General features: G+C 62.4%; 21 protein-coding genes. 15 read left to right on the top strand and 6 right to left on the bottom strand.

From position 1 onward, the window contains the following. Nucleotides 1-38 precede the first annotated feature (38 nt). Genes G8E10_RS06695 through G8E10_RS06680 form a run of 4 tightly spaced genes read left to right on the top strand, consistent with a single transcriptional unit; the run spans nucleotide 39 to nucleotide 3,370 of the window. Nucleotides 39-1,292 carry an SAM-dependent methyltransferase gene (locus G8E10_RS06695; RefSeq protein ID WP_167127980.1) on the top strand — a complete coding sequence of 418 codons (1,254 nt, stop codon included), beginning with the start codon at nucleotides 39-41 and terminating at the stop codon, nucleotides 1,290-1,292. Next, a complete protein-coding gene (locus G8E10_RS06690) occupies nucleotides 1,285-2,646 on the top strand; it encodes an MFS transporter (RefSeq protein WP_167127977.1) in 1,362 nt (453 codons plus the stop codon). Before G8E10_RS06695 ends, G8E10_RS06690 begins: the two co-directional genes overlap by 8 nt. A gap of 6 nt (nucleotides 2,647-2,652) precedes the next feature. Continuing rightward, the gene (locus tag G8E10_RS06685; RefSeq protein ID WP_167127974.1) at nucleotides 2,653-3,057 is read left to right on the top strand and encodes an SMR family transporter; all 405 of its coding nucleotides are present in this window, start codon (nucleotides 2,653-2,655) and stop codon (nucleotides 3,055-3,057) included. Continuing rightward, nucleotides 3,044-3,370, top strand: a complete 327-nt coding sequence (locus G8E10_RS06680; protein ID WP_110798880.1) for a DMT family transporter — start codon at nucleotides 3,044-3,046, stop codon at nucleotides 3,368-3,370. Before G8E10_RS06685 ends, G8E10_RS06680 begins: the two co-directional genes overlap by 14 nt. Here G8E10_RS06680 and G8E10_RS06675 read toward each other — a convergent pair. Together G8E10_RS06675 and G8E10_RS06670 are read right to left on the bottom strand one after the other, a co-directional pair. Then, a complete protein-coding gene (locus G8E10_RS06675; RefSeq protein ID WP_167127971.1) occupies nucleotides 3,358-4,197 on the bottom strand; it encodes an SDR family NAD(P)-dependent oxidoreductase in 840 nt (279 codons plus the stop codon). The genes G8E10_RS06680 and G8E10_RS06675 overlap by 13 nt on opposite strands. A 99-nt stretch (nucleotides 4,198-4,296) precedes the next feature. After that, complete coding sequence (locus tag G8E10_RS06670; protein ID WP_167127968.1) at nucleotides 4,297-4,947, bottom strand: ChrR family anti-sigma-E factor; 651 nt, start codon at nucleotides 4,945-4,947, stop codon at nucleotides 4,297-4,299. A gap of 305 nt (nucleotides 4,948-5,252) precedes the next feature. On the opposite strand from G8E10_RS06670, the gene G8E10_RS06665 reads away from it, so the two are divergent. The 5 genes from G8E10_RS06665 (at nucleotide 5,253) to G8E10_RS06645 (ending at nucleotide 9,145) form a co-directional block, all read left to right on the top strand. Then, nucleotides 5,253-6,296, top strand: a complete 1,044-nt coding sequence (locus G8E10_RS06665; protein WP_167127965.1) for a cysteine synthase A — start codon at nucleotides 5,253-5,255, stop codon at nucleotides 6,294-6,296. Between the two features lie 4 nt (nucleotides 6,297-6,300). After that, a complete protein-coding gene (locus G8E10_RS06660; protein WP_167127962.1) occupies nucleotides 6,301-7,056 on the top strand; it encodes an alanyl-tRNA editing protein in 756 nt (251 codons plus the stop codon). 37 nt (nucleotides 7,057-7,093) lie between these two features. Further along, a complete protein-coding gene (gene sseA / locus G8E10_RS06655) occupies nucleotides 7,094-7,948 on the top strand; it encodes a 3-mercaptopyruvate sulfurtransferase (RefSeq protein ID WP_167127959.1) in 855 nt (284 codons plus the stop codon). 134 nt (nucleotides 7,949-8,082) lie between these two features. Continuing rightward, entirely contained in the window at nucleotides 8,083-8,595 is a 513-nt protein-coding gene (locus tag G8E10_RS06650; protein ID WP_167128101.1) for a GNAT family N-acetyltransferase, read from the top strand. 76 nt (nucleotides 8,596-8,671) lie between these two features. Then, nucleotides 8,672-9,145: a DUF1203 domain-containing protein gene (locus G8E10_RS06645; protein ID WP_167127956.1), complete on the top strand. Its 474-nt coding sequence runs from the start codon at nucleotides 8,672-8,674 to the stop codon at nucleotides 9,143-9,145. Between the two features lie 4 nt (nucleotides 9,146-9,149). Here G8E10_RS06645 and G8E10_RS06640 read toward each other — a convergent pair whose 3' ends face one another. Together G8E10_RS06640 and ilvA are read right to left on the bottom strand one after the other, a co-directional pair. Then, entirely contained in the window at nucleotides 9,150-9,464 is a 315-nt protein-coding gene (locus G8E10_RS06640; RefSeq protein WP_110798874.1) for an HlyU family transcriptional regulator, read from the bottom strand. A 48-nt stretch (nucleotides 9,465-9,512) separates the two neighbouring features. Continuing rightward, the gene (gene ilvA, locus G8E10_RS06635) at nucleotides 9,513-10,766 is read right to left on the bottom strand and encodes a threonine ammonia-lyase (protein ID WP_167127953.1); all 1,254 of its coding nucleotides are present in this window, start codon (nucleotides 10,764-10,766) and stop codon (nucleotides 9,513-9,515) included. Between the two features lie 231 nt (nucleotides 10,767-10,997). On the opposite strand from ilvA, the gene G8E10_RS06630 reads away from it, so the two are divergent. Continuing rightward, nucleotides 10,998-11,600, top strand: coding sequence for a hypothetical protein (locus G8E10_RS06630; protein WP_167127950.1), 603 nt, complete (start codon nucleotides 10,998-11,000; stop codon nucleotides 11,598-11,600). Then, entirely contained in the window at nucleotides 11,597-12,325 is a 729-nt protein-coding gene (locus G8E10_RS06625) for an HAD family hydrolase (RefSeq protein ID WP_281517431.1), read from the top strand. The genes G8E10_RS06630 and G8E10_RS06625 overlap by 4 nt, the downstream gene beginning before the upstream one ends. 61 nt (nucleotides 12,326-12,386) lie before the next feature. Here the strand turns inward: G8E10_RS06625 and G8E10_RS06620 are convergent, their stop codons facing one another. Continuing rightward, nucleotides 12,387-13,139 (bottom strand): competence/damage-inducible protein A, encoded by a 753-nt coding sequence (locus G8E10_RS06620; RefSeq protein ID WP_110730949.1) that lies wholly within the window; start codon nucleotides 13,137-13,139, stop codon nucleotides 12,387-12,389. Nucleotides 13,140-13,292: 153 nt separating this feature from the next. On the opposite strand from G8E10_RS06620, the gene wrbA reads away from it, so the two are divergent. The 3 genes from wrbA to G8E10_RS06605 all read left to right on the top strand — a co-directional run bounded on the left by wrbA (nucleotide 13,293) and on the right by G8E10_RS06605 (nucleotide 14,965). Beyond that, nucleotides 13,293-13,892, top strand: a complete 600-nt coding sequence (wrbA, locus tag G8E10_RS06615; protein WP_167127947.1) for an NAD(P)H:quinone oxidoreductase — start codon at nucleotides 13,293-13,295, stop codon at nucleotides 13,890-13,892. Between the two features lie 159 nt (nucleotides 13,893-14,051). After that, entirely contained in the window at nucleotides 14,052-14,540 is a 489-nt protein-coding gene (locus tag G8E10_RS06610) for a DMT family transporter (protein WP_167127944.1), read from the top strand. Then, on the top strand, nucleotides 14,537-14,965 hold the full coding sequence (locus G8E10_RS06605) for a DMT family transporter (protein WP_132663309.1): 429 nt from the start codon (nucleotides 14,537-14,539) through the stop codon (nucleotides 14,963-14,965). The genes G8E10_RS06610 and G8E10_RS06605 overlap by 4 nt, the downstream gene beginning before the upstream one ends. 12 nt (nucleotides 14,966-14,977) lie before the next feature. Here the strand turns inward: G8E10_RS06605 and G8E10_RS06600 are convergent, their stop codons facing one another. Further along, the gene (locus tag G8E10_RS06600; RefSeq protein ID WP_281517461.1) at nucleotides 14,978-16,033 is read right to left on the bottom strand and encodes a metallophosphoesterase; all 1,056 of its coding nucleotides are present in this window, start codon (nucleotides 16,031-16,033) and stop codon (nucleotides 14,978-14,980) included. Nucleotides 16,034-16,261: 228 nt separating this feature from the next. On the opposite strand from G8E10_RS06600, the gene G8E10_RS06595 reads away from it, so the two are divergent. Continuing rightward, nucleotides 16,262-16,507: a DUF2188 domain-containing protein gene (locus G8E10_RS06595; protein ID WP_110730947.1), complete on the top strand. Its 246-nt coding sequence runs from the start codon at nucleotides 16,262-16,264 to the stop codon at nucleotides 16,505-16,507. Nucleotides 16,508-16,710 lie beyond the last annotated feature (203 nt).

Here is a 16,710-nt window from a genome sequence, read left to right as displayed (position 1 = left end):
ATTTTGTGTAAGTCCGATGTTTGCCGAAAGGTTGTGCGATGCGTTCAGCTGAAACATGGCGCGATGAAAAGTCGCCCGCAGAGCGTTTGTCCAAGGACAATATTTCTCGTTTTATTAAAGGCTTGCCGGCGAAAGCTCAGATGGTGCTTCGCGGCCTTGTCAATATGGAGGCAGGCTGCCTGCAACTGACGCTGCCCGACGGCCGGACCTTCGTTATCAAGGGCCGATCGCAGGGCCCCGAGGCAGCCGTGACGTTGCACAATTGGAACCTGCCCCAGCGTGCGCTGACCAACGGAACCATCGGTGTGGCCGAAAGCTACATGGATAGCGACTGGGACAGCCCTGATGTCGGGGCATTCCTCGAGCTCTTCCTCGTCAATGCGGAGATGGGCCGCCACTTCCCGAACGGCGCCCGCGGCATTTTGCGCTTCGTCGAGAAAATGCGTCACTGGATGAACGCCAACACGAAGGCGGGCTCCAAGCGCAACATCTCCGCCCATTACGACCTGGGCAACGCGTTCTATGCGCAATGGCTCGATCCGTCGATGACCTACTCCTCGGCGCTCTACGCGACGGGCGCGAACGACCTCCAGTCTGCCCAGCGGGCGAAGTACAAGGCGTTGGCCGATGCCGCGGGTATCGGGCCGGGCGACCATGTGCTTGAAATCGGCTGCGGCTGGGGTGGCTTCGCAGAATATGCGGCCGGTGAAATCGGCTGCCGTGTAACGGGCCTGACGATCAGCCGCGAGCAGCTCGATTTCGCCCGCGCCCGGATGGAGAAGGCCGGTCTTTCCGACAAGGTCGACATCAAGTTTCAGGACTATCGCGACGAAGCGGGAACCTATGACAAGGTCGTCTCCATCGAGATGTTCGAGGCCGTCGGCGAAAAATACTGGCCGACCTATTTCTCGCAGGTCCGTCGCTGCCTGAAGCCGGGCGGTCGTGCCGGTCTGCAGATCATCACCATCAAGCCAGAATCCTATCGCGAATATCGCGCCAATCCCGATTTCATCCAGAAATATGTCTTCCCCGGCGGCATGCTGCCGACGCGCGAGCATCTGGTTTCGCTCGGCTCCAAGGTCAGACTGAATATGGTCGGAGATCTCGGCTTCGGCCTCGACTATGCCCGAACGCTTGCAGAATGGCGGGAGCGCTTCTGGTCGGTTTGGCCGAAGATCGAGCCGCTGGGCTTCGATATCCGCTTCAAGCGGCTCTGGGAGTTCTACCTGTTTTATTGCGAAGCCGGGTTCCGCGCGAAGAATATCGACGTCCGACAGGTCGTCTATGAGTGATCTTCCGGACGGGCGGGGCACATCCGCCCGTCTTTCGGACGCAAAGCTCCCGCTGCGCGTCCTCCTCGCCTACGCCCTCCCCGCCGCACCGCTCGCAGCGCTCGGGCTTCCTCTCTACTCGCTCGTGCCGACCTACTACACCGAGACGCTTGGCGTTCCGATCGCGACGGCTGGTTGGGTGATCCTGTTGATCCGCCTCTTCGACGCGATCTCGGACCCGCTGGTGGGTTACGCTGCCGACCGCATGGACCCCGCCTTCGGCCGCCGCCGGCTGCTGTTCCTGATGTCGCTTCCGGTCGCGGCCCTTGCCGCCGTCATGCTCTACTGGCCGGCAGAGACGGCGGGTGCCGGATGGCTCGGGTTCTGGGGATGCGTCGTGTCGCTCGGCTTCACCATGGCCATGGTGCCCTACTCCGCCTGGGGCGCGGAGCTCGTCGGCGACTATCATGGGCGCACCCGGCTCTCCGCCTTCCGCGAGACCTTTACGCTGATCGGCACGCTGATCGCCATCGTCTTGCCTTTTGCCATCGGCTTCGAGCAGAAGGGGCTTTCCGGTCTGGCGGTGCTTGGCATCGTCGTCGGCCTCGGCTTGCTCATCCTCGGCGGCCTGACCGTCCGTATGGTGCCGGAGCCCGAGAACCGCACGCAGGAGCGGCTGTCACTGCCGGATGCACTGCGCTTTCTCGCGAGCAACAAACCGTTTCTGCGGCTGGTCCTTGCCTATTTCCTCAACGGCCTGGCAAACGGCATTCCGGCGACGCTGTTTCTCTACTTCGTCTCCGCGCGGCTTGGCTTGCCGGAGATGCGCGGGCCGCTGTTGTTTCTCTACTTCCTCTGCGCCATCGGCGGTGTGCCGCTTGCCAGTGTCTGTGCCGCCCGCTTCGGCAAGCACCGCGCCTGGTCCGTCGCCATGCTCGTCGCCTGTGCCGTCTTCCTTCTGGCGCCGCTCCTGCCGCCGGGTAGCCTCTACGGCTTTGGCGCTATCTGCGTCGTCACGGGCATTCTCCTCGGGTTCGATCTGGCACTTCCGCCATCCATCCAGGCCGATGTCATCGATGCGGATACGGCCGTCTCCGGCGAACAGCGGGGCGGCTTCTACTTCGCGGCTTGGGGGCTGGCGACGAAGCTGTCGCTGGCGATCGGCGCCGGGCTGGTCTTTCCCATCCTGTCTGCGGCCGGGTTCGACCCCGCGGCAGGTGCGGATAACAGCCCCGATGCGCTGTTCGCGCTCGCAGCGCTTTATGCCTGGGTGCCGGTCGCGTTGAAACTCTGCGCCATCGCGCTGATGTGGACATTTCCGCTGGACGAACGCATGCAGCGTCAGCTACGCGAAGCGATCGCACCGACCGCCTGAGAGATCATGACACACGAACCGTCCCTGCCCGCCGGCCTGCGCGGCGCTCGCCGGCTTGCCTGGCTCTACCTTGCGCTCGCCATCGTCATTGAGGTGATCGGCCTCACCGTCATGAAAGCCGCCAGCGTTTCCGGTGGAATGGGCGGCTACATCGTCATGTATGTGGCGATTGCGCTTTCCTATGTCTGTCTGGCGAAGGCCGTGCGAACCCTGCCGGTCGGCGTGGCCTATGCCATCTGGGAAGGGTCAGGCATTGCGCTGATCACACTCGTGTCGGTGTTCTTCTTCCACCACGACCTCAGCCTCCGGGAGTTCATCGGGCTGGCCATGGCCGTTCTCGGCATCATCCTCGTCAATGCGGGCGAGGACCATGGAACCGCACCTGCGGAGGCCACCGATGAGCCTGCCTGAGCTGCCCTTCATCCTCGCCGTCCTCGCGGGCCTGTTCGATGTTGCCGCAAACCTCGCCTCCAGCAAATCCGAAGGCTTCTCCCGCAAGGGCTGGGGGTTTCTGTCGATCCTGCTGGTGCTCGTGGCTTTCGCGCTTCTGGCGGAAGCCGTGCGCGGCATGGACCTCGCCGTCGCCTACGGTATTCTCGGCGCGACCGGAATTTTCGGAACCGCTATCAGCGCGCGGTTGCTGTTCAAGCAGCAATTGAAGCCGATCGGCTGGGTCGGGCTTGCGCTCGTGTTCGGCGCCGTGCTCGTGCTTCACACGGCCTGAGGCTCTTCCGGCTTACCGCCCGGCAGCCGCGCCTTGACGGACGGGCGCTTCTTCCAGCCCGTTGCAGCATTGACGAGCGGGAAATACAGCCAATAGGGCAGGATGTTGATGAACTTGAGGACATAGGTGAAGCGCTTAGGAAAGGTGATCTCGAAACCCGAGCCCTGAAGTCCCGCAACGATCGCGCCTGCAGCCTCTTCCGGCGAGACCAATGCCGGCATGGGGAAGGCGTTTTCCTTGGTTGCCGGCGTATCTACGAAGCCAGGATTGACCACCTGAATGCGTATGCCCTGCTTGTCGAGATCGAACTTGAGACTTTCCGCCATATTGATCAGGGCGGCTTTCGTCGCACCATAAGCGCCGCTTGTCGGCAGGCCGCCATAGCCGGTGACGGAGGAGACGATGGCGATCTGTCCCTGTCCGCGCACCTTCATGTGGCGGATCGCGGGCAGCAGGCAATTCACCACGCCGTTCAGATTGACCGAGAAGGTCTCCTGAAAGTCTTCGAGATGCAGATCCTCGCCATGAACGGGCTTGAAGACGCCGGCATTGAGCGCCACCAGCGCCAACGTGCCGTGATCATATTCGATCGAGGCGATTACCCGTTCCATATCTTCAGGATCGGTCACGTCGCCGTCGAGCACGATGATGCGGCCGGGAGCCGTCGCCTCGCGCTGCAGGGCCACCAGCTTGTCATGGCTGCGCGCGGTGACCACCACGCCGAAGCCTTCGGCCACCAGCTTCAGGGCCAGCGCCCGACCGATGCCCGAGCTGGCGCCCGTGACCCAGGCAAGACCATGTTCCGGGCGTGCGATGAAAGACGACATGTTCCGTTTCTCCCAGGCGCGCGATATGCCTGTTTCCATTGATCTGGTGATGAAGTAGAGCGGCGGCGATATCCGGAAAGACGCGTTCCGTGCGGCGTTTTAGCCGATCAGGTCGCCAAGGCGGCGGCTGAGGGAGCCACGCAATTTGACCGGTGCATCGGTCACCGCGAAAACGATACAGTGTTCGCCGCTCTCGGCGATCGGACGATGATCCAGACTGTCGTCGGCAACAGAGATATCGCCCCGACCAAAACGGCCTCTGACATCGCTGAAAGCGCCATGCAACACCAGCGACAGCTCGAAACCCTCATGCGTATGCTCTGGAATGGCCCGGCCCGGCCGGATGCGATAAAACGAGACATCGCAGCCGTCGATTTTGCCCAGCGCATATTCTTTCAACCCGGGAAGCTTCCAGCGCCAAGGCATATCGTGCCTGTCGAAGCCGGCAAACGCGCGCAACACCGCTGGCCATTCCTCGTTATCAGGATGGTGGGGGCTCGGCGCTGTGGAGAGCGATAGAGGAAGACTTGAAAGGATAGCAGCGATGCTGCTTTCGGGATCGGACAGCGGTGACGGTTCGAGCGTCTCAACGAGATCTCCGGCCACTGCCTCGAATGCCGCGACCGTTTGCCGATTGGCAGACTGCAGTTCGAGATGCGCTGCAACGAGAACGCGAGCAGGCTCTGGCAGAATACCAGCCGCATAATGCGCCATCAGCGCATCTACCGTATCGAGTTCACTCGTCGTCATCACACTCTGTCCACCGCCCCCTCGCGAGGGCCTCCCTTAGACGATAATGATTTCTTACGATCCTGTCTTCGCCATGGATCACCGAATTGTGCTTTGTGCGCTTCGAGACAAATATTGCGCCGGAGCGCCGCCTTGCAAAACCGTTTTCCTTGCAGCCTGCTCTTTGCAACGGCAAAAGAAGCCAACACCATCCGCGGAATTCCGCCGCGTTTCTCTGCCGACCTTGCCGCCGCCTCGCGTCCGGCTATGTTGCGCTGAAGCCCGCCAACGCTTCCATTGCGATTCTCCTTCAAGAGGTCCCACACATGCCCGCACTGAATTCCGTTCTCGACGCCATCGGCAACACGCCTCTCATCCGCTTGAAGGCGGCATCGGATGCGACCGGCTGCACGATTCTCGGAAAGGCTGAGTTTCTCAATCCCGGACAGTCGGTGAAGGACCGCGCGGCGCTCTTCATCATTCGCGAAGCGGAACGTCAGGGCACGTTGCGCCCGGGCGGCGTCATCGTCGAGGGAACGGCCGGCAATACCGGGATCGGTCTTGCGCTCGTGGCGCAGGCGCTCGGCTATCGTACTGTCATCGTCATCCCGGAAACGCAGAGCCAGGAAAAGAAGGACGCGCTGAAGCTGCTGGGGGCGGAGCTTGTCGAGGTTCCCGCCGTTCCCTACCGTAATCCGAACAATTACGTAAAACTCTCCGGCCGCCTCGCCGAGCAGCTGGCGCGGACCGAGCCGAACGGCGCGATTTGGGCCAACCAGTTCGACAACACGGCCAACCGGGCGGCACATGTCGAGACGACGGCACCCGAAATCTGGCGCGACACCGACGGCAAGGTCGATGGCTTCATCTGCGCGGTCGGCTCTGGCGGAACGCTTGCCGGTGTCGCAGAGGGCCTGCGCGGGTTCAATCCGGATATCAAGATCGGACTGGCAGACCCGGAAGGGGCCGCCCTTTTCAGCTACTATACCGAGGGCGAGTTTTCGGCACCGGGCAGTTCGATCACCGAAGGCATTGGTCAAGGCCGTATCACGGCAAACCTAGAAGGGTTCACACCGGACTATTCCTACCGCATCCCCGACGCCGAAGCGGTTCCGCTGGTGTTTGACCTGATCGAGAAGGAAGGCCTTTGCCTCGGTGGTTCCTCCGGCATCAACATCGCCGGCGCGATCCGGATGGCGCGGGATCTTGGGCCGGGACATACGATCGTGACGATCCTCTGCGACTATGGCAATCGCTACCAGTCGAAGCTGTTCAATCCGGATTTCCTGAAATCCAAGGGCCTGCCGGTTCCAGACTTCCTGACCCGGCACAGCAAGATCGATGTCCCCTACGAAGCGGCAAGTGCCTGACGTCATGACAGTGTCCACCACGCAAAAAACCGAAGCCCTGTTTCGCGACGACTTCTATCTCTCGACCTGCGAGGGACGGGTGATCGACGTTCTCGAAGACGGTGGGATCGTGCTCGATCGCACCTGCTTCTATGCGACATCCGGCGGACAGCCCGGCGATTTGGGTTTTCTGGAACGTTCCGACGGCAGCCGGATCGAGATCGCCATCACACGGACGGGTGCGACCAAGGACGTGATCGTGCATGTGCCCAGCGAGGAGCAGGCGCGGCTGGAGGTCGGCGAAGACATCGTGGCGCATATCGACTGGCCGCGCCGCTACAAGCTGATGCGGATGCATACGGCCTGCCATCTCCTCTCGGTCGTCTGCCCCTACCCGATCACGGGTGCCGCGGTGGGCGAGGACGAGAGCCGGGTCGATTTTGATATGAGCGAGACGATCGACAAGGACGCGGTGACCGCGAAGATGATGGCGCTCGTTCGCGAAAATCATCCGATCACGCTGCGATGGATTACGGATGACGAGCTTCTTGCCAATCCCGACATCGTCAAGTCGAAGAATGTCCGCCCGCCTGTCGGTCTCGGCCGCGTAAGCCTCGTCTGCATCGGCGAGGACGCCGCCATCGACAGCCAGCCCTGCGGTGGTACGCATGTGTCCGAGACGCAGGAGGTGGGCGACATCCACATCGCGAAGATCGAGAAGAAGGGCAAGGAGAACCGGCGCTTCCGCATCCGTTTCGGCCCTCCAGAGACCGCCGCCTGACCCCTTCCATCCCTGAACCGAGAACGGATTTGCCAGTATGCGTGAAGACAAAAGCCCCTTCGTCGTCAGCGGCGACTGGCTGCAGGAGCGTCTCGGCGGCGCCACCCTGCGGATCGTCGATGCCTCCTGGTACCTGCCGGCGCACAAGCGCGATCCGAAAGCGGAATACGCAGCCGGTCATATTCCAGGGGCGATCTTCTTCGACCACGATGCACTGTCAGATGCGACGAGCGGACTGCCGCACACCCTGCCGGCACCGGAGTCTTTTGCCGCATCCGCCGGGACCTTGGGCATCGCTGATACGGATACGATCGTCGTCTATGATGGCCCCGGATTCTTCTCCGCACCTCGCGCCTGGTGGATGTTCCGCGTGATGGGCGCAAAAGACGTGTACGTGCTCGACGGCGGGCTCGACGGCTGGAAAAGCGAAGGCCGGCCGGTGACGACCGACACATCGCTCGTCTCTCCGGCCGTGTTCAACCCGACCTTCGACGAGCGCGCGGTGACGTCCTTTACCGACATGACGCAGATCGTCGGTGAGGGTCGCCGACAGGTCGCGGATGCCCGCAGCTTCGGTCGCTTCACGGGCGAGGAAGCCGAGCCCCGCGCCGGCATGCGCTCTGGCCATATGCCAGGCGCCCGCAGTCTGCCGGCCGGTGGTTTTGCAGCCAATGGCCGCTTCAAGTCCCTGCCGGAGTTGCAGAAACTCGTTGCTGACGCCGGAATTGATCTCGACAAGCCCGTGGTGACCAGCTGCGGCTCCGGCATCACGGCGGCGATCATCACGCTGGCGCTGCAATCCCTTGGACATACCGATAATACGCTCTACGATGGTTCCTGGTCGGAATGGGGGAGTCGCGCTGATACCGCGATTGCAACCGGTAACCCTTAGACGGGAAGAGTGGAACACGCATGGAATTGGTAGACGCAGTCGCAGCAAATGGGACGGAAACCAACGCACCGGTGGATGCCGGGATTACGCTCGTGCCGGGACAGCCGGCCACGATTCACATCACCGAACTGGAGATGACGGCAGCGCCGAAGCAGAGCCTGCCGTTTCCGGTCAATATCCAGACGGCGCTGATGCGCGTGGTCGATATCCCGCCCGCCTATTACCGGTTCCTCTATCTGCAGGTCGGCCGCCGCTGGCATTGGGTCGATCGCCTGCGTCTCGACGACGAGGCGCTGGCTGCGGTTCTGCACGACAAACGCAACTGCGTGACCGTGCTCTATGTCAACGGCGCCCCCGCCGGCTTCTTCGAAGTCCTGCATGTGGATGACGACACTGTCGAGTTGACGCATTTCGGTCTCTTCGAGCGTGCCCTCGGCCTCGGTCTTGGCAAGTGGTTCCTGTTACAGGCGCTCTATGGCTGTTGGAGCTATGGCCCGAAGGTGGTCAAGGTCCAGACGAACAATCTCGACCACCCTCGCGCCATTCAGCTCTACCAGCGATTCGGCTTCTCCCCGGTCGCGACGCGAGAAGGCGAGCTCGTGCCGCTGACCGAAGACGAAATGCTCGACCTCGTTAGGAAGCTCTGACGGCAAACCGTCCGGAAACGGGTGTCGGCAGCGCGTCTGTCTCGTCATGATCCTTGCAATCAGCAAGGAGACCATCATGACGAAGATCCGCTTTACCGCCATGCCGACCGACGATGCGATGCATATCTGGAACGGTGGTGCCGACGCTTACGGCATCACGCCGGAACGCTTCGTATCGGATGGCGACGGCAACCCGTGCCGGCATTGTCTTGAACATATCGCAGGCGACGAGCCTGCCCTGCTCTTTGCTTACCGCGCGTTTCCAACGCCGCAGGCCTTTGCAGAGACAGGGCCGATCTTGCTGCATGCCACGCCGTGCGCGCGCTATGTCGCGGAGGAATGCCTGCCGCCGATCTTAAGTAGTCCGGATTACATCGTCAGGGGCTATGACCACGCCGATCGGATCGTCTACGGGTCAGGCGCAGTCACGCCGACGGCCGATATCATCGACCGAGCGTCGCACATTCTGGAGCGTCCAGACATTGCCTATGTGCATGTGCGCTCGTCGCGCAACAATTGCTATCACTGCCGGATAGACCGCGCAGCCTGACGGATCAGACCTGCCGGGCGGCAGCGCCGTCCGAGAACAGCGAGGGGCCGTTTTCGTCGATAATCTGATGCGCTTTGCGCAGGGCCGCAGACGAGGCTTCGTCCGTTGACGAGAACATGTCGGCACGGATGAAGCTGCGCGACAGTTTCTGACCGCCCACCTCTTTCTCGATGACGCCGGATAGCCTGTACTGGCTGCCCTCCTTCATCGGCGTCGCCCGGATCAGGCAATCGCCATAGGCTTCGGTCGAGCCGGAGGCGGCTTCAGGAGCGGTGTCGGACGAGGAGCGGCCGAAAAGACGGGAGAAAAACGATGCCATGGAAAAGATTTAGCCTCCTCTCCCGTCGTTGTCAAAGTCCGTAAACGATCAGATAACGAGGTTCGACAGGATATCGTTGTCGGTGATGTCCTGATATTTCAAGCCTGCGGCATCGAAGGCCGTCATCAGCTTGGGGAAGTTTTCAGGTCGCTTGGTTTCGATGCCGATGAGGATCGAGCCGAAGTTGCGCGCGGACTTCTTCAAATATTCGAAGCGGGCGATATCGTCTTCCTCACCGAGCAGGCCGAGAAAATCTTTCAGCGCGCCGGGCCGCTGCGCCATGCGCAGGATGTAGTACTTCTTCAGCCCGAGATGCCGCATCGCGCGTTCCTTGACGTCGGGCAGGCGCTCGAAGTCGAAATTGCCGCCGGAGACGACGGCCACGATGGTCTTTCCGGCAAGCTGCGCCGCGTCCAGTTCAGCAAGCGCGGTGATAGCGAGGGCGCCTGCCGGCTCCAGCACGACACCCTCGAGGTTGAGCATCTCGGTGATGGTTACGCAGATCGCGTTTTCGGGCAGAAGAAGCGTTTGGCTTGCCGAAAAGTGCTTCAGGCGCTCGAAGTTCAGGTCGCCGATGCGGCCGACGGCGGCGCCGTCCACAAAGTTATCGACCTGCTCCAGCGTCACCACGGCGCCCGTTTCCAGGCTGCGCTTGAGGCTCGGCGCGCCTTCCGGCTCGCAGAAGACGAAGCCGTTCGGATCGACCTTGCCGGCGAAATAGCCGGTCATGCCGGCGGAGAGGCCGCCGCCGCCGACCGGCATGATCACCATGTCGGGCACGACGCCTTCGGGCAATTGAGTCGCGACTTCCGCAGCGACGGTCGCCTGCCCCTCGATGATATCGGCATGGTCGAAGGGCGGCACCATCATGCCGCCGGTCGCTTCCACATGATCTCGCGCCGCCTTGTAGCACTGGTCGAAAATGTCGCCGACGAGCTTGATGGTGATGAACGGACCGCCGAACATGCGCGTCTTGTCGATCTTCTGCTGCGGCGTCGTCACCGGCATGAACACGATGCCTTCGACCCCGAAATGGCGGCAGACGAACGCGAAGCCCTGGGCGTGATTGCCGGCGGATGCGCAGACGAAGATCCGGTCCCGCACACCGGCCGCAATGGCCTTGCGGAAGAAGTTGAACGCGCCACGGATCTTGTAGGAGCGAACGGGCGAGAGATCCTCGCGCTTGAGGTAGATCTTCGCGCCGTATCGGGCGCTCAGGTGATCGTTGAACTGCAAGGGCGTTTCGGGAAAGAGATCGCGCAGCGCCAGCGCTGCCGTGTCCACATCCTGCGTGAAGCTCATCGTTCTGTCCTTGCTGTTCCCGGCGCATTCGCGATGGAATCCCGCCCGACGACACCCGTCTCTGTGCAGGATGCTATGCCACAGACCGCTCGCGGATGCCATGCGGCGGAAAGGTCGCTCGACGAGGCTTGACTCGTTCCCGCAAATTGCGAAACTTCGTGCGAGGTCAGGCAGTTATGCCGGGTGGCGTCGGTTGGATGATGCCGCTGAAGCTTTGGGAGAGTGGGGGAAATGCAGTCGATTTTCAAAACGGCGCGAGCGTTCGGTCTTGCGACACTGGTTCTGGGCATCCTGCCTGTCGGCGGCGCTCTCGCCGGCCCGTTGGTGGATGCCGCCACCCGTGCCGAGCAGATGGCCGCCGCCGGCGATGTTGCGGGTGCCCGCGCGGCCATCCGGAATGCCGTCAGCGACTTCTCGGCCGGCCTGCCTTTCGCCGTGGGCACGGCAACCTTCGTGGCGAGCGACCCATCCGGCTTCGGCATGTTCGAGCCGCGCCCCAACAGCATCTTCAAGCCGGGCGAAAAGATCGTAGCCTATTTAGAACCCATGGGGCTGACCTGGAAGCCGGCGCAAGTGCCTGACAAGATGGAGACACGATTCACGGTCGATTTCGACCTGCTGGATGCCGGCGGCACCGTTCTCGGCAGCCAGAAGGCCTTCGGAAACTTCACCTTCACCGGCGTCAGCAAGAATGCGGAAATCTTCGCGACCCTGACGCTGGATGTCAGCGAAGCGCCCGTCGGCAGCTACGTGCTGCGCTATCACCTCGATGATACGAATTCCGGAAGGACGGCGGCGGTCGATCTGCCCTTCTCGATCGCGGCCGCGCCTTGACGATCGTGGCAAGCTCGTCGCTGTCGGATACCGGCGCGCTGCTGGTCGGGTTCGATGCGGACGATACTCTGTGGCAGAACGAGCAGTTCTACCGACTGACCGAGGAGGCTTTCGTCGCGCTGCTTGCGGATCACTGCGAAGCCGCCGTTCTTTCGGAACGCCTGCTGGCGGCAGAGCGGCGCAATCTCGCGCTCTACGGCTTCGGCATCAAGGGCTTCACCCTGTCGATGATCGAGACGGCGCTGGAACTGACAGACGGCGAACTGCCCGGACATGTCGTCGGCCGCATTCTGGAGATCGGCCGCGAGATGCTGCGCCACCCGGTGGACCTGCTGCCATCGGCGCGCGAGACGCTGGATGCGCTCTCCGGCCGGTACAGGCTGGTCCTGATCACGAAGGGCGACCTGTTTGATCAGGAACGCAAGCTGGCTGCATCCGGCCTCGGGCCGTTCTTCGACGGCATAGAAATCGTCAGCCACAAGACGGAAGGCATCTACAGAGGCATCTTCGCCCGGCACGGCATGGAGCCGGGCCGCTGCGTCATGATCGGAAACTCGCTGAAATCCGATATCCTGCCGGTTCTCGGCGCGGGCGCATCCGCCATCTTCATTCCGCACGACCTAACATGGATCCACGAACATGCAGAGACGCCGGAAGGCGATTCGCGATTCTTCCAGGCAGCGGATCTCTCCGCCGTGCCCGGAATTCTCGCGACGATGGGCTAGGCATTTCCAGGCGAAGCGTCCTCGCTTCGCCGTCGGGACAATACTGTCGTAAAGGAAAGCTCTACGTCCGCCGGCTCGCGGCGATGCCGTCCAGCATGGCCCTCACATCGGCTTCCGCTGCGACCAGAATAGCCGCGTCTCGGGCGCGGATGACGAGTTCCGTCGAGAAGGACGTTCCGTCGAACTTCGGATAGGAGCCGATACTCGTTTCCGGATGCGCCTTCTGGACCTCGCCGAGCGGACCGCCGATATCGCCCTCGCCGAACGGCGACTGGACGGAGCGGGAGAGCACTGTGGCACCCGTCTTCAGGGTTGGCAGGACGGCTTCGAGCATCGCCTGGAACACCTGCGGCACCCCAGCCATGACATGGACATTGCCGATGACGAAGCCCGGAGCCGTGGAGACGGCATTCGGGATGTGGGTTGAGCCGTTCGGCATCCGCGCCATGCGACGGCGCGCTTCGGTGAACTCCATGTTGCGGCGAGCATACATGTCGCCGAGCAACGTCATAGCTTCGGGATCGTGGATGCACTCGACGCCGAAGGCGCGAGACACGGCATCGGCCGTGATATCGTCGTGGGTCGGGCCGATGCCGCCGGATGTGAAGACGTAATCGTAATGGCCGCGAAGGCCGTTCAGCGCGGCAACGATCGCCTCCTCGTCATCGGCGACGATTCGCACCTCCTTCAGGTCTATGCCGGAGATTGTCAGAAGGTCGGCGAGATGGCCGATGTTCTTGTCCTTGGTCCGGCCGGAAAGAAGCTCGTCGCCGATGGCCAGCATGGCGGCCGTTACGATCGTGTCCGTGGTCATCGTGCATGTCCTTGTCAAAACGCGCATCGTTCATCCCGAACGATGCATTGTCAATATTAGTGAACAGTCTGTTATCCCAAGCATTTCTGACAGCGCCCGCTCGACGTGGTAAAGCGGCGCTAAGCAATGACGCCCATCCTTGAGGAGATCACGATGGCAAAAGTTCTGGTTCTCTACTACTCGGCCTATGGTCACATCGAAGCCATGGCCTATGCGGTCGCGGAAGGCGCGAAGGCAGAAGGCGCCGACGTCGTCGTAAAGCGCGTGCCGGAGCTCGTTCCCGATGATGTCGCCAAGGCATCGCACTACAAGATGGATCAGGCCGCACCGATTGCAACGGCGGCGGAACTGGCCGATTACGACGCGATCATCTTCGGATGCGGCACCCGCTACGGCGGCTTCGCCTCGCAGATGCGCAACTTCATCGATCAGACCGGCAGCCTGTGGTTCTCCGGCGCACTGGTCGGCAAGATCGGCTCGGCCTTCACCTCCTCCGCCACCCAGCATGGCGGCCAGGAATCGACGCTTCTCTCCTTCATCCCCACCCTTCTGCATCATGGCATGGTCGTCGTCGGCCTGCCCTATGCCTTCCAAGGCCAGATGGGCCTTGAGGAAATCAAGGGCGGCACGCCTTACGGCGCGTCCACGATCACCGGCGGCGACGGCTCGCGCATGCCCTCCGAGGTCGAACTCGAAGGTGCGCGCTTCCAAGGCGCTCACGTCGCCAAGATCGCGGCCAAGCTGACCTCCTGATCGAAAACAGCCTCCCAAGGCCATGCGAAGGCCGTCCGCAGTGTCCTGCGGACGGCCTTTTGTGTTTTCGTCCGAAACCGGAATAGCGATGATCGGGCTTGCGCGACTCTGAGGGATCGCAGACGTATGGCGCATCCGCATCGCCTTTCCGGGACCGTCATGACCTCCACCGCGCCCATCGACAATCCGCGTCCTCTCGTCTTCCTTGCCGCCTTTGCGACCGGCGGATTGTTGACGTTGATGGTGCATTTCAACGGCGAACTCGCCCGCTACGGCAACCCGCTCTTTTCCTCTTGGACGGCGCACGGCACCGGCACGGTCGCCGCCCTCGTCTTTCTCGGCCTTCTCTACCGGCGCGACCGCGTGAAACCGGTGGGGCAGCCTCCAGCGCCGCTCTGGGCCTATCTCGGCGGCATCTCCGGTGCTGCAACGGTCATGCTGACCTCCACCGCCGTGAACTCGCCGCTGGCCCTTGCCGGTACGCTGGCGCTCGGCCTGTCGGGACAGGCGATCTTCAGCCTCGCGGCGGATCACTGGGGTCTGTTCGGGATGGCGAAGCGGCGGTTGACGATCCGCAATCTTGGCGCCCTCGCGCTTATTCTGGCCGGAAGCGCGCTCATCATCCTCCAAGGACGGAGTGCCGCATGATCGTCGCGATCCTTCTTGCCTGCTCGGCCGGCGTCCTCATCGGCATCAGCCGCCAGATCAACGGGCGGCTGAGCCTGTCGACCTCTCCGCTGATCGCTTCCTTTTGGAACCACATCGTCGGCTTCGCCTTCCTGACGGTTCTCGGCCTCATCCTCGGCGACCTGCTGCCGGCCGGTGCCGCACAGGTGCCGTGGTACGACTATCTCGGCGGGCCGATCGGCGTTGTCTTCGTCGCTGCGGGAAGCTGGGTCATCGCCCGGATCGGCGCTGTCAACACGGCGCTGATGATGATCGGCGGGCAGATGGTGTCGGGCGTCGTCCTCGACCTCGCTCTGTCGGTCCCGACGGCTCTCGGGCCGACGGCGCTCGGCGTCGTCCTGGTGCTGGCCGGTATCGCGCTGTCGCAGGGCAAGCGACGGGCGTGAGAGGTGCGCCTGCTACTTATCCGCAAGGCTTTTCGAGAAGGCGGTCGTGAACGTTACCCCGCCCTGATCGTCTGAAGCTTCCCCGAGGACCACGTCCATGGCCGTATCGGTCACTCGGACGACTGCGAAGCCGCCCTTGAAGGCTGCTTTCGGCTTGAAAACGTCGATGCCGCCAGCCTTGTAGGCCATCGGCGTATCGTGCTCGTGCCCGTGGAAGATGCCGATGACGTTGTATCCCTTGAGCGTTTCCAGAAGTACGGCACGTTCGGCCTCGCTCCACCAGTGCGGGTCGCCCGTTCCCTGATCGTCGAAGGTCTCGTGACCGGCATCCCAGCGCTCGATGGAAAACGTGTCCCATCCGTAATGCTGGAACAGCACCACGGGGCGGCCGTCCGCCGCGGCTGTCGCCAGATCCTTCTTCAGCCAGTCCAGCCCGCTGACGGCCCCCTTCCGGTCGTCGCCGCCGAAGCGCTGGAGCTGCACGAGATGCAACCGGCCCCAGTTCCAAGAGTAGTTGTCCGAATCCACATCGTAGTTGTCGGCGGGAATGGACGGCGTGAAGAAGACGCTCGGGCGATGGTTGACCTCGACGTAGTCGCGAAGCTCCCGCCGGTACCAGTCCGGATGGCTCGGCGGGCCATCCTGATCGAGATCGTGATTTCCGAGCCCCACATAGACCGGCATATGCACATGCTGCGCGTCCGTACCCTGCGCATAGCGCTGGCTGAACTGGCGCAGCTGCCACCCCTCGCCCGGCACCGCGACCTGCCCGCCGCCATCGTCGGTAATGTCGCCGCCCATGACGAGACCGGCGGGTTCGCCGAGCAGCCGGCCAGCGCCGACAAGCCCGCTCGACGTTCCCGCGACCGTCGCAGGCCAGACCTGCATGGGAAGAGCGTTCAACGCCCGGATATGCCGCAGCAGAGCCGCATCCGTCTTGCCCTCTTGCTCGCAATCCGGCGACAGGCCTTCCGCCATGCGGCAAGCATGGACATCGGTGGCGAAGACGAAGGTCACATCCGTGGGTGCCTGCTGCGCCAGCGCCGGAGAGGAAACCAGCAGGATCATCACCAAGGTGATACAAGGCAAACTGACTTGTCCGCCAAAACCATCTCCGCCGGAATACCGCATCGTCATCTCCTCCCCTGCCTTTCGCCACGCGTTGTGGAGCCACTGCTAGCACGAACCTTTGCCGGCGCAAAAGCTGGAGGTCTCGCCTCACGGGAACGATCGCCGCCCGTTGCCCGTTACCCCGGCAGGCAAGAACCGCCTCAACAGCAAGTTAGGGAGACAAGCATGGTTAAGGTCGTTTACGAGATCGTCGAGCACGACGGCGGATGGGCCTACAAGGTCGGAGACGTCTTCTCGGAAAGTTTTCCGACGCATGAGCATGCCTTGCGCGCTGCAAAGGCTGCGGCTGCCGAGCAGCAGGTCGGCGGATCGGATGAAGAGATCAGCTTTCAGGACGCCTCTGGCCAGTGGCATGATGAACATGCCAGCGGAGGAGATCGCCCGGAAGCCGTCGTCGAGGACAAAGGATAAAGGTCGAAAGGAATGGCGCCTCTCTCTTTGAGGGAGAGAGGCTAAAGGACTGGGTCATGAAAATCGTCGATATGCGGATCGACAGTCTCTCTATCGCCCCCGGGTTGCGTTCTTGCAACGAGAAGCTGTTATTAAGCTTTACGGGAACGGTTAATCCCGGTCCGCTCCGGCTTGACGAACTCTTCCGGTTATCGGAAAGACTG

It is taken from the genome of Ferranicluibacter rubi, from assembly GCF_011603255.1.
GTDB classification, from domain to species: Bacteria; Pseudomonadota; Alphaproteobacteria; order Rhizobiales; family Rhizobiaceae; genus Ferranicluibacter; species Ferranicluibacter rubi.
This window is presented reverse-complemented; position numbering and strand designations above follow the sequence as displayed.

Excerpts from the sequence above, each read along its gene's own strand:
- G8E10_RS06695 (WP_167127980.1), top strand. The coding sequence starts at position 39 with ATGCGTTCAGCTGAAACATGGCGCGATGAAAAGTCGCCCGCAGAGCGT.
- G8E10_RS06690 (WP_167127977.1), top strand. The coding sequence starts at position 1,285 with ATGAGTGATCTTCCGGACGGGCGGGGCACATCCGCCCGTCTTTCGGAC.
- G8E10_RS06685 (WP_167127974.1), top strand. The coding sequence starts at position 2,653 with ATGACACACGAACCGTCCCTGCCCGCCGGCCTGCGCGGCGCTCGCCGG.
- G8E10_RS06680 (WP_110798880.1), top strand. The coding sequence starts at position 3,044 with ATGAGCCTGCCTGAGCTGCCCTTCATCCTCGCCGTCCTCGCGGGCCTG.
- G8E10_RS06675 (WP_167127971.1), bottom strand. The coding sequence starts at position 4,197 with ATGTCGTCTTTCATCGCACGCCCGGAACATGGTCTTGCCTGGGTCACG.
- G8E10_RS06670 (WP_167127968.1), bottom strand. The coding sequence starts at position 4,947 with ATGACGACGAGTGAACTCGATACGGTAGATGCGCTGATGGCGCATTAT.
- G8E10_RS06665 (WP_167127965.1), top strand. The coding sequence starts at position 5,253 with ATGCCCGCACTGAATTCCGTTCTCGACGCCATCGGCAACACGCCTCTC.
- G8E10_RS06660 (WP_167127962.1), top strand. The coding sequence starts at position 6,301 with ATGACAGTGTCCACCACGCAAAAAACCGAAGCCCTGTTTCGCGACGAC.
- sseA (WP_167127959.1), top strand. The coding sequence starts at position 7,094 with ATGCGTGAAGACAAAAGCCCCTTCGTCGTCAGCGGCGACTGGCTGCAG.
- G8E10_RS06650 (WP_167128101.1), top strand. The coding sequence starts at position 8,083 with ATGACGGCAGCGCCGAAGCAGAGCCTGCCGTTTCCGGTCAATATCCAG.
- G8E10_RS06645 (WP_167127956.1), top strand. The coding sequence starts at position 8,672 with ATGACGAAGATCCGCTTTACCGCCATGCCGACCGACGATGCGATGCAT.
- G8E10_RS06640 (WP_110798874.1), bottom strand. The coding sequence starts at position 9,464 with ATGGCATCGTTTTTCTCCCGTCTTTTCGGCCGCTCCTCGTCCGACACC.
- ilvA (WP_167127953.1), bottom strand. The coding sequence starts at position 10,766 with ATGAGCTTCACGCAGGATGTGGACACGGCAGCGCTGGCGCTGCGCGAT.
- G8E10_RS06630 (WP_167127950.1), top strand. The coding sequence starts at position 10,998 with ATGCAGTCGATTTTCAAAACGGCGCGAGCGTTCGGTCTTGCGACACTG.
- G8E10_RS06620 (WP_110730949.1), bottom strand. The coding sequence starts at position 13,139 with ATGACCACGGACACGATCGTAACGGCCGCCATGCTGGCCATCGGCGAC.
- wrbA (WP_167127947.1), top strand. The coding sequence starts at position 13,293 with ATGGCAAAAGTTCTGGTTCTCTACTACTCGGCCTATGGTCACATCGAA.
- G8E10_RS06610 (WP_167127944.1), top strand. The coding sequence starts at position 14,052 with ATGACCTCCACCGCGCCCATCGACAATCCGCGTCCTCTCGTCTTCCTT.
- G8E10_RS06605 (WP_132663309.1), top strand. The coding sequence starts at position 14,537 with ATGATCGTCGCGATCCTTCTTGCCTGCTCGGCCGGCGTCCTCATCGGC.
- G8E10_RS06600 (WP_281517461.1), bottom strand. The coding sequence starts at position 16,033 with ATGATCCTGCTGGTTTCCTCTCCGGCGCTGGCGCAGCAGGCACCCACG.
- G8E10_RS06595 (WP_110730947.1), top strand. The coding sequence starts at position 16,262 with ATGGTTAAGGTCGTTTACGAGATCGTCGAGCACGACGGCGGATGGGCC.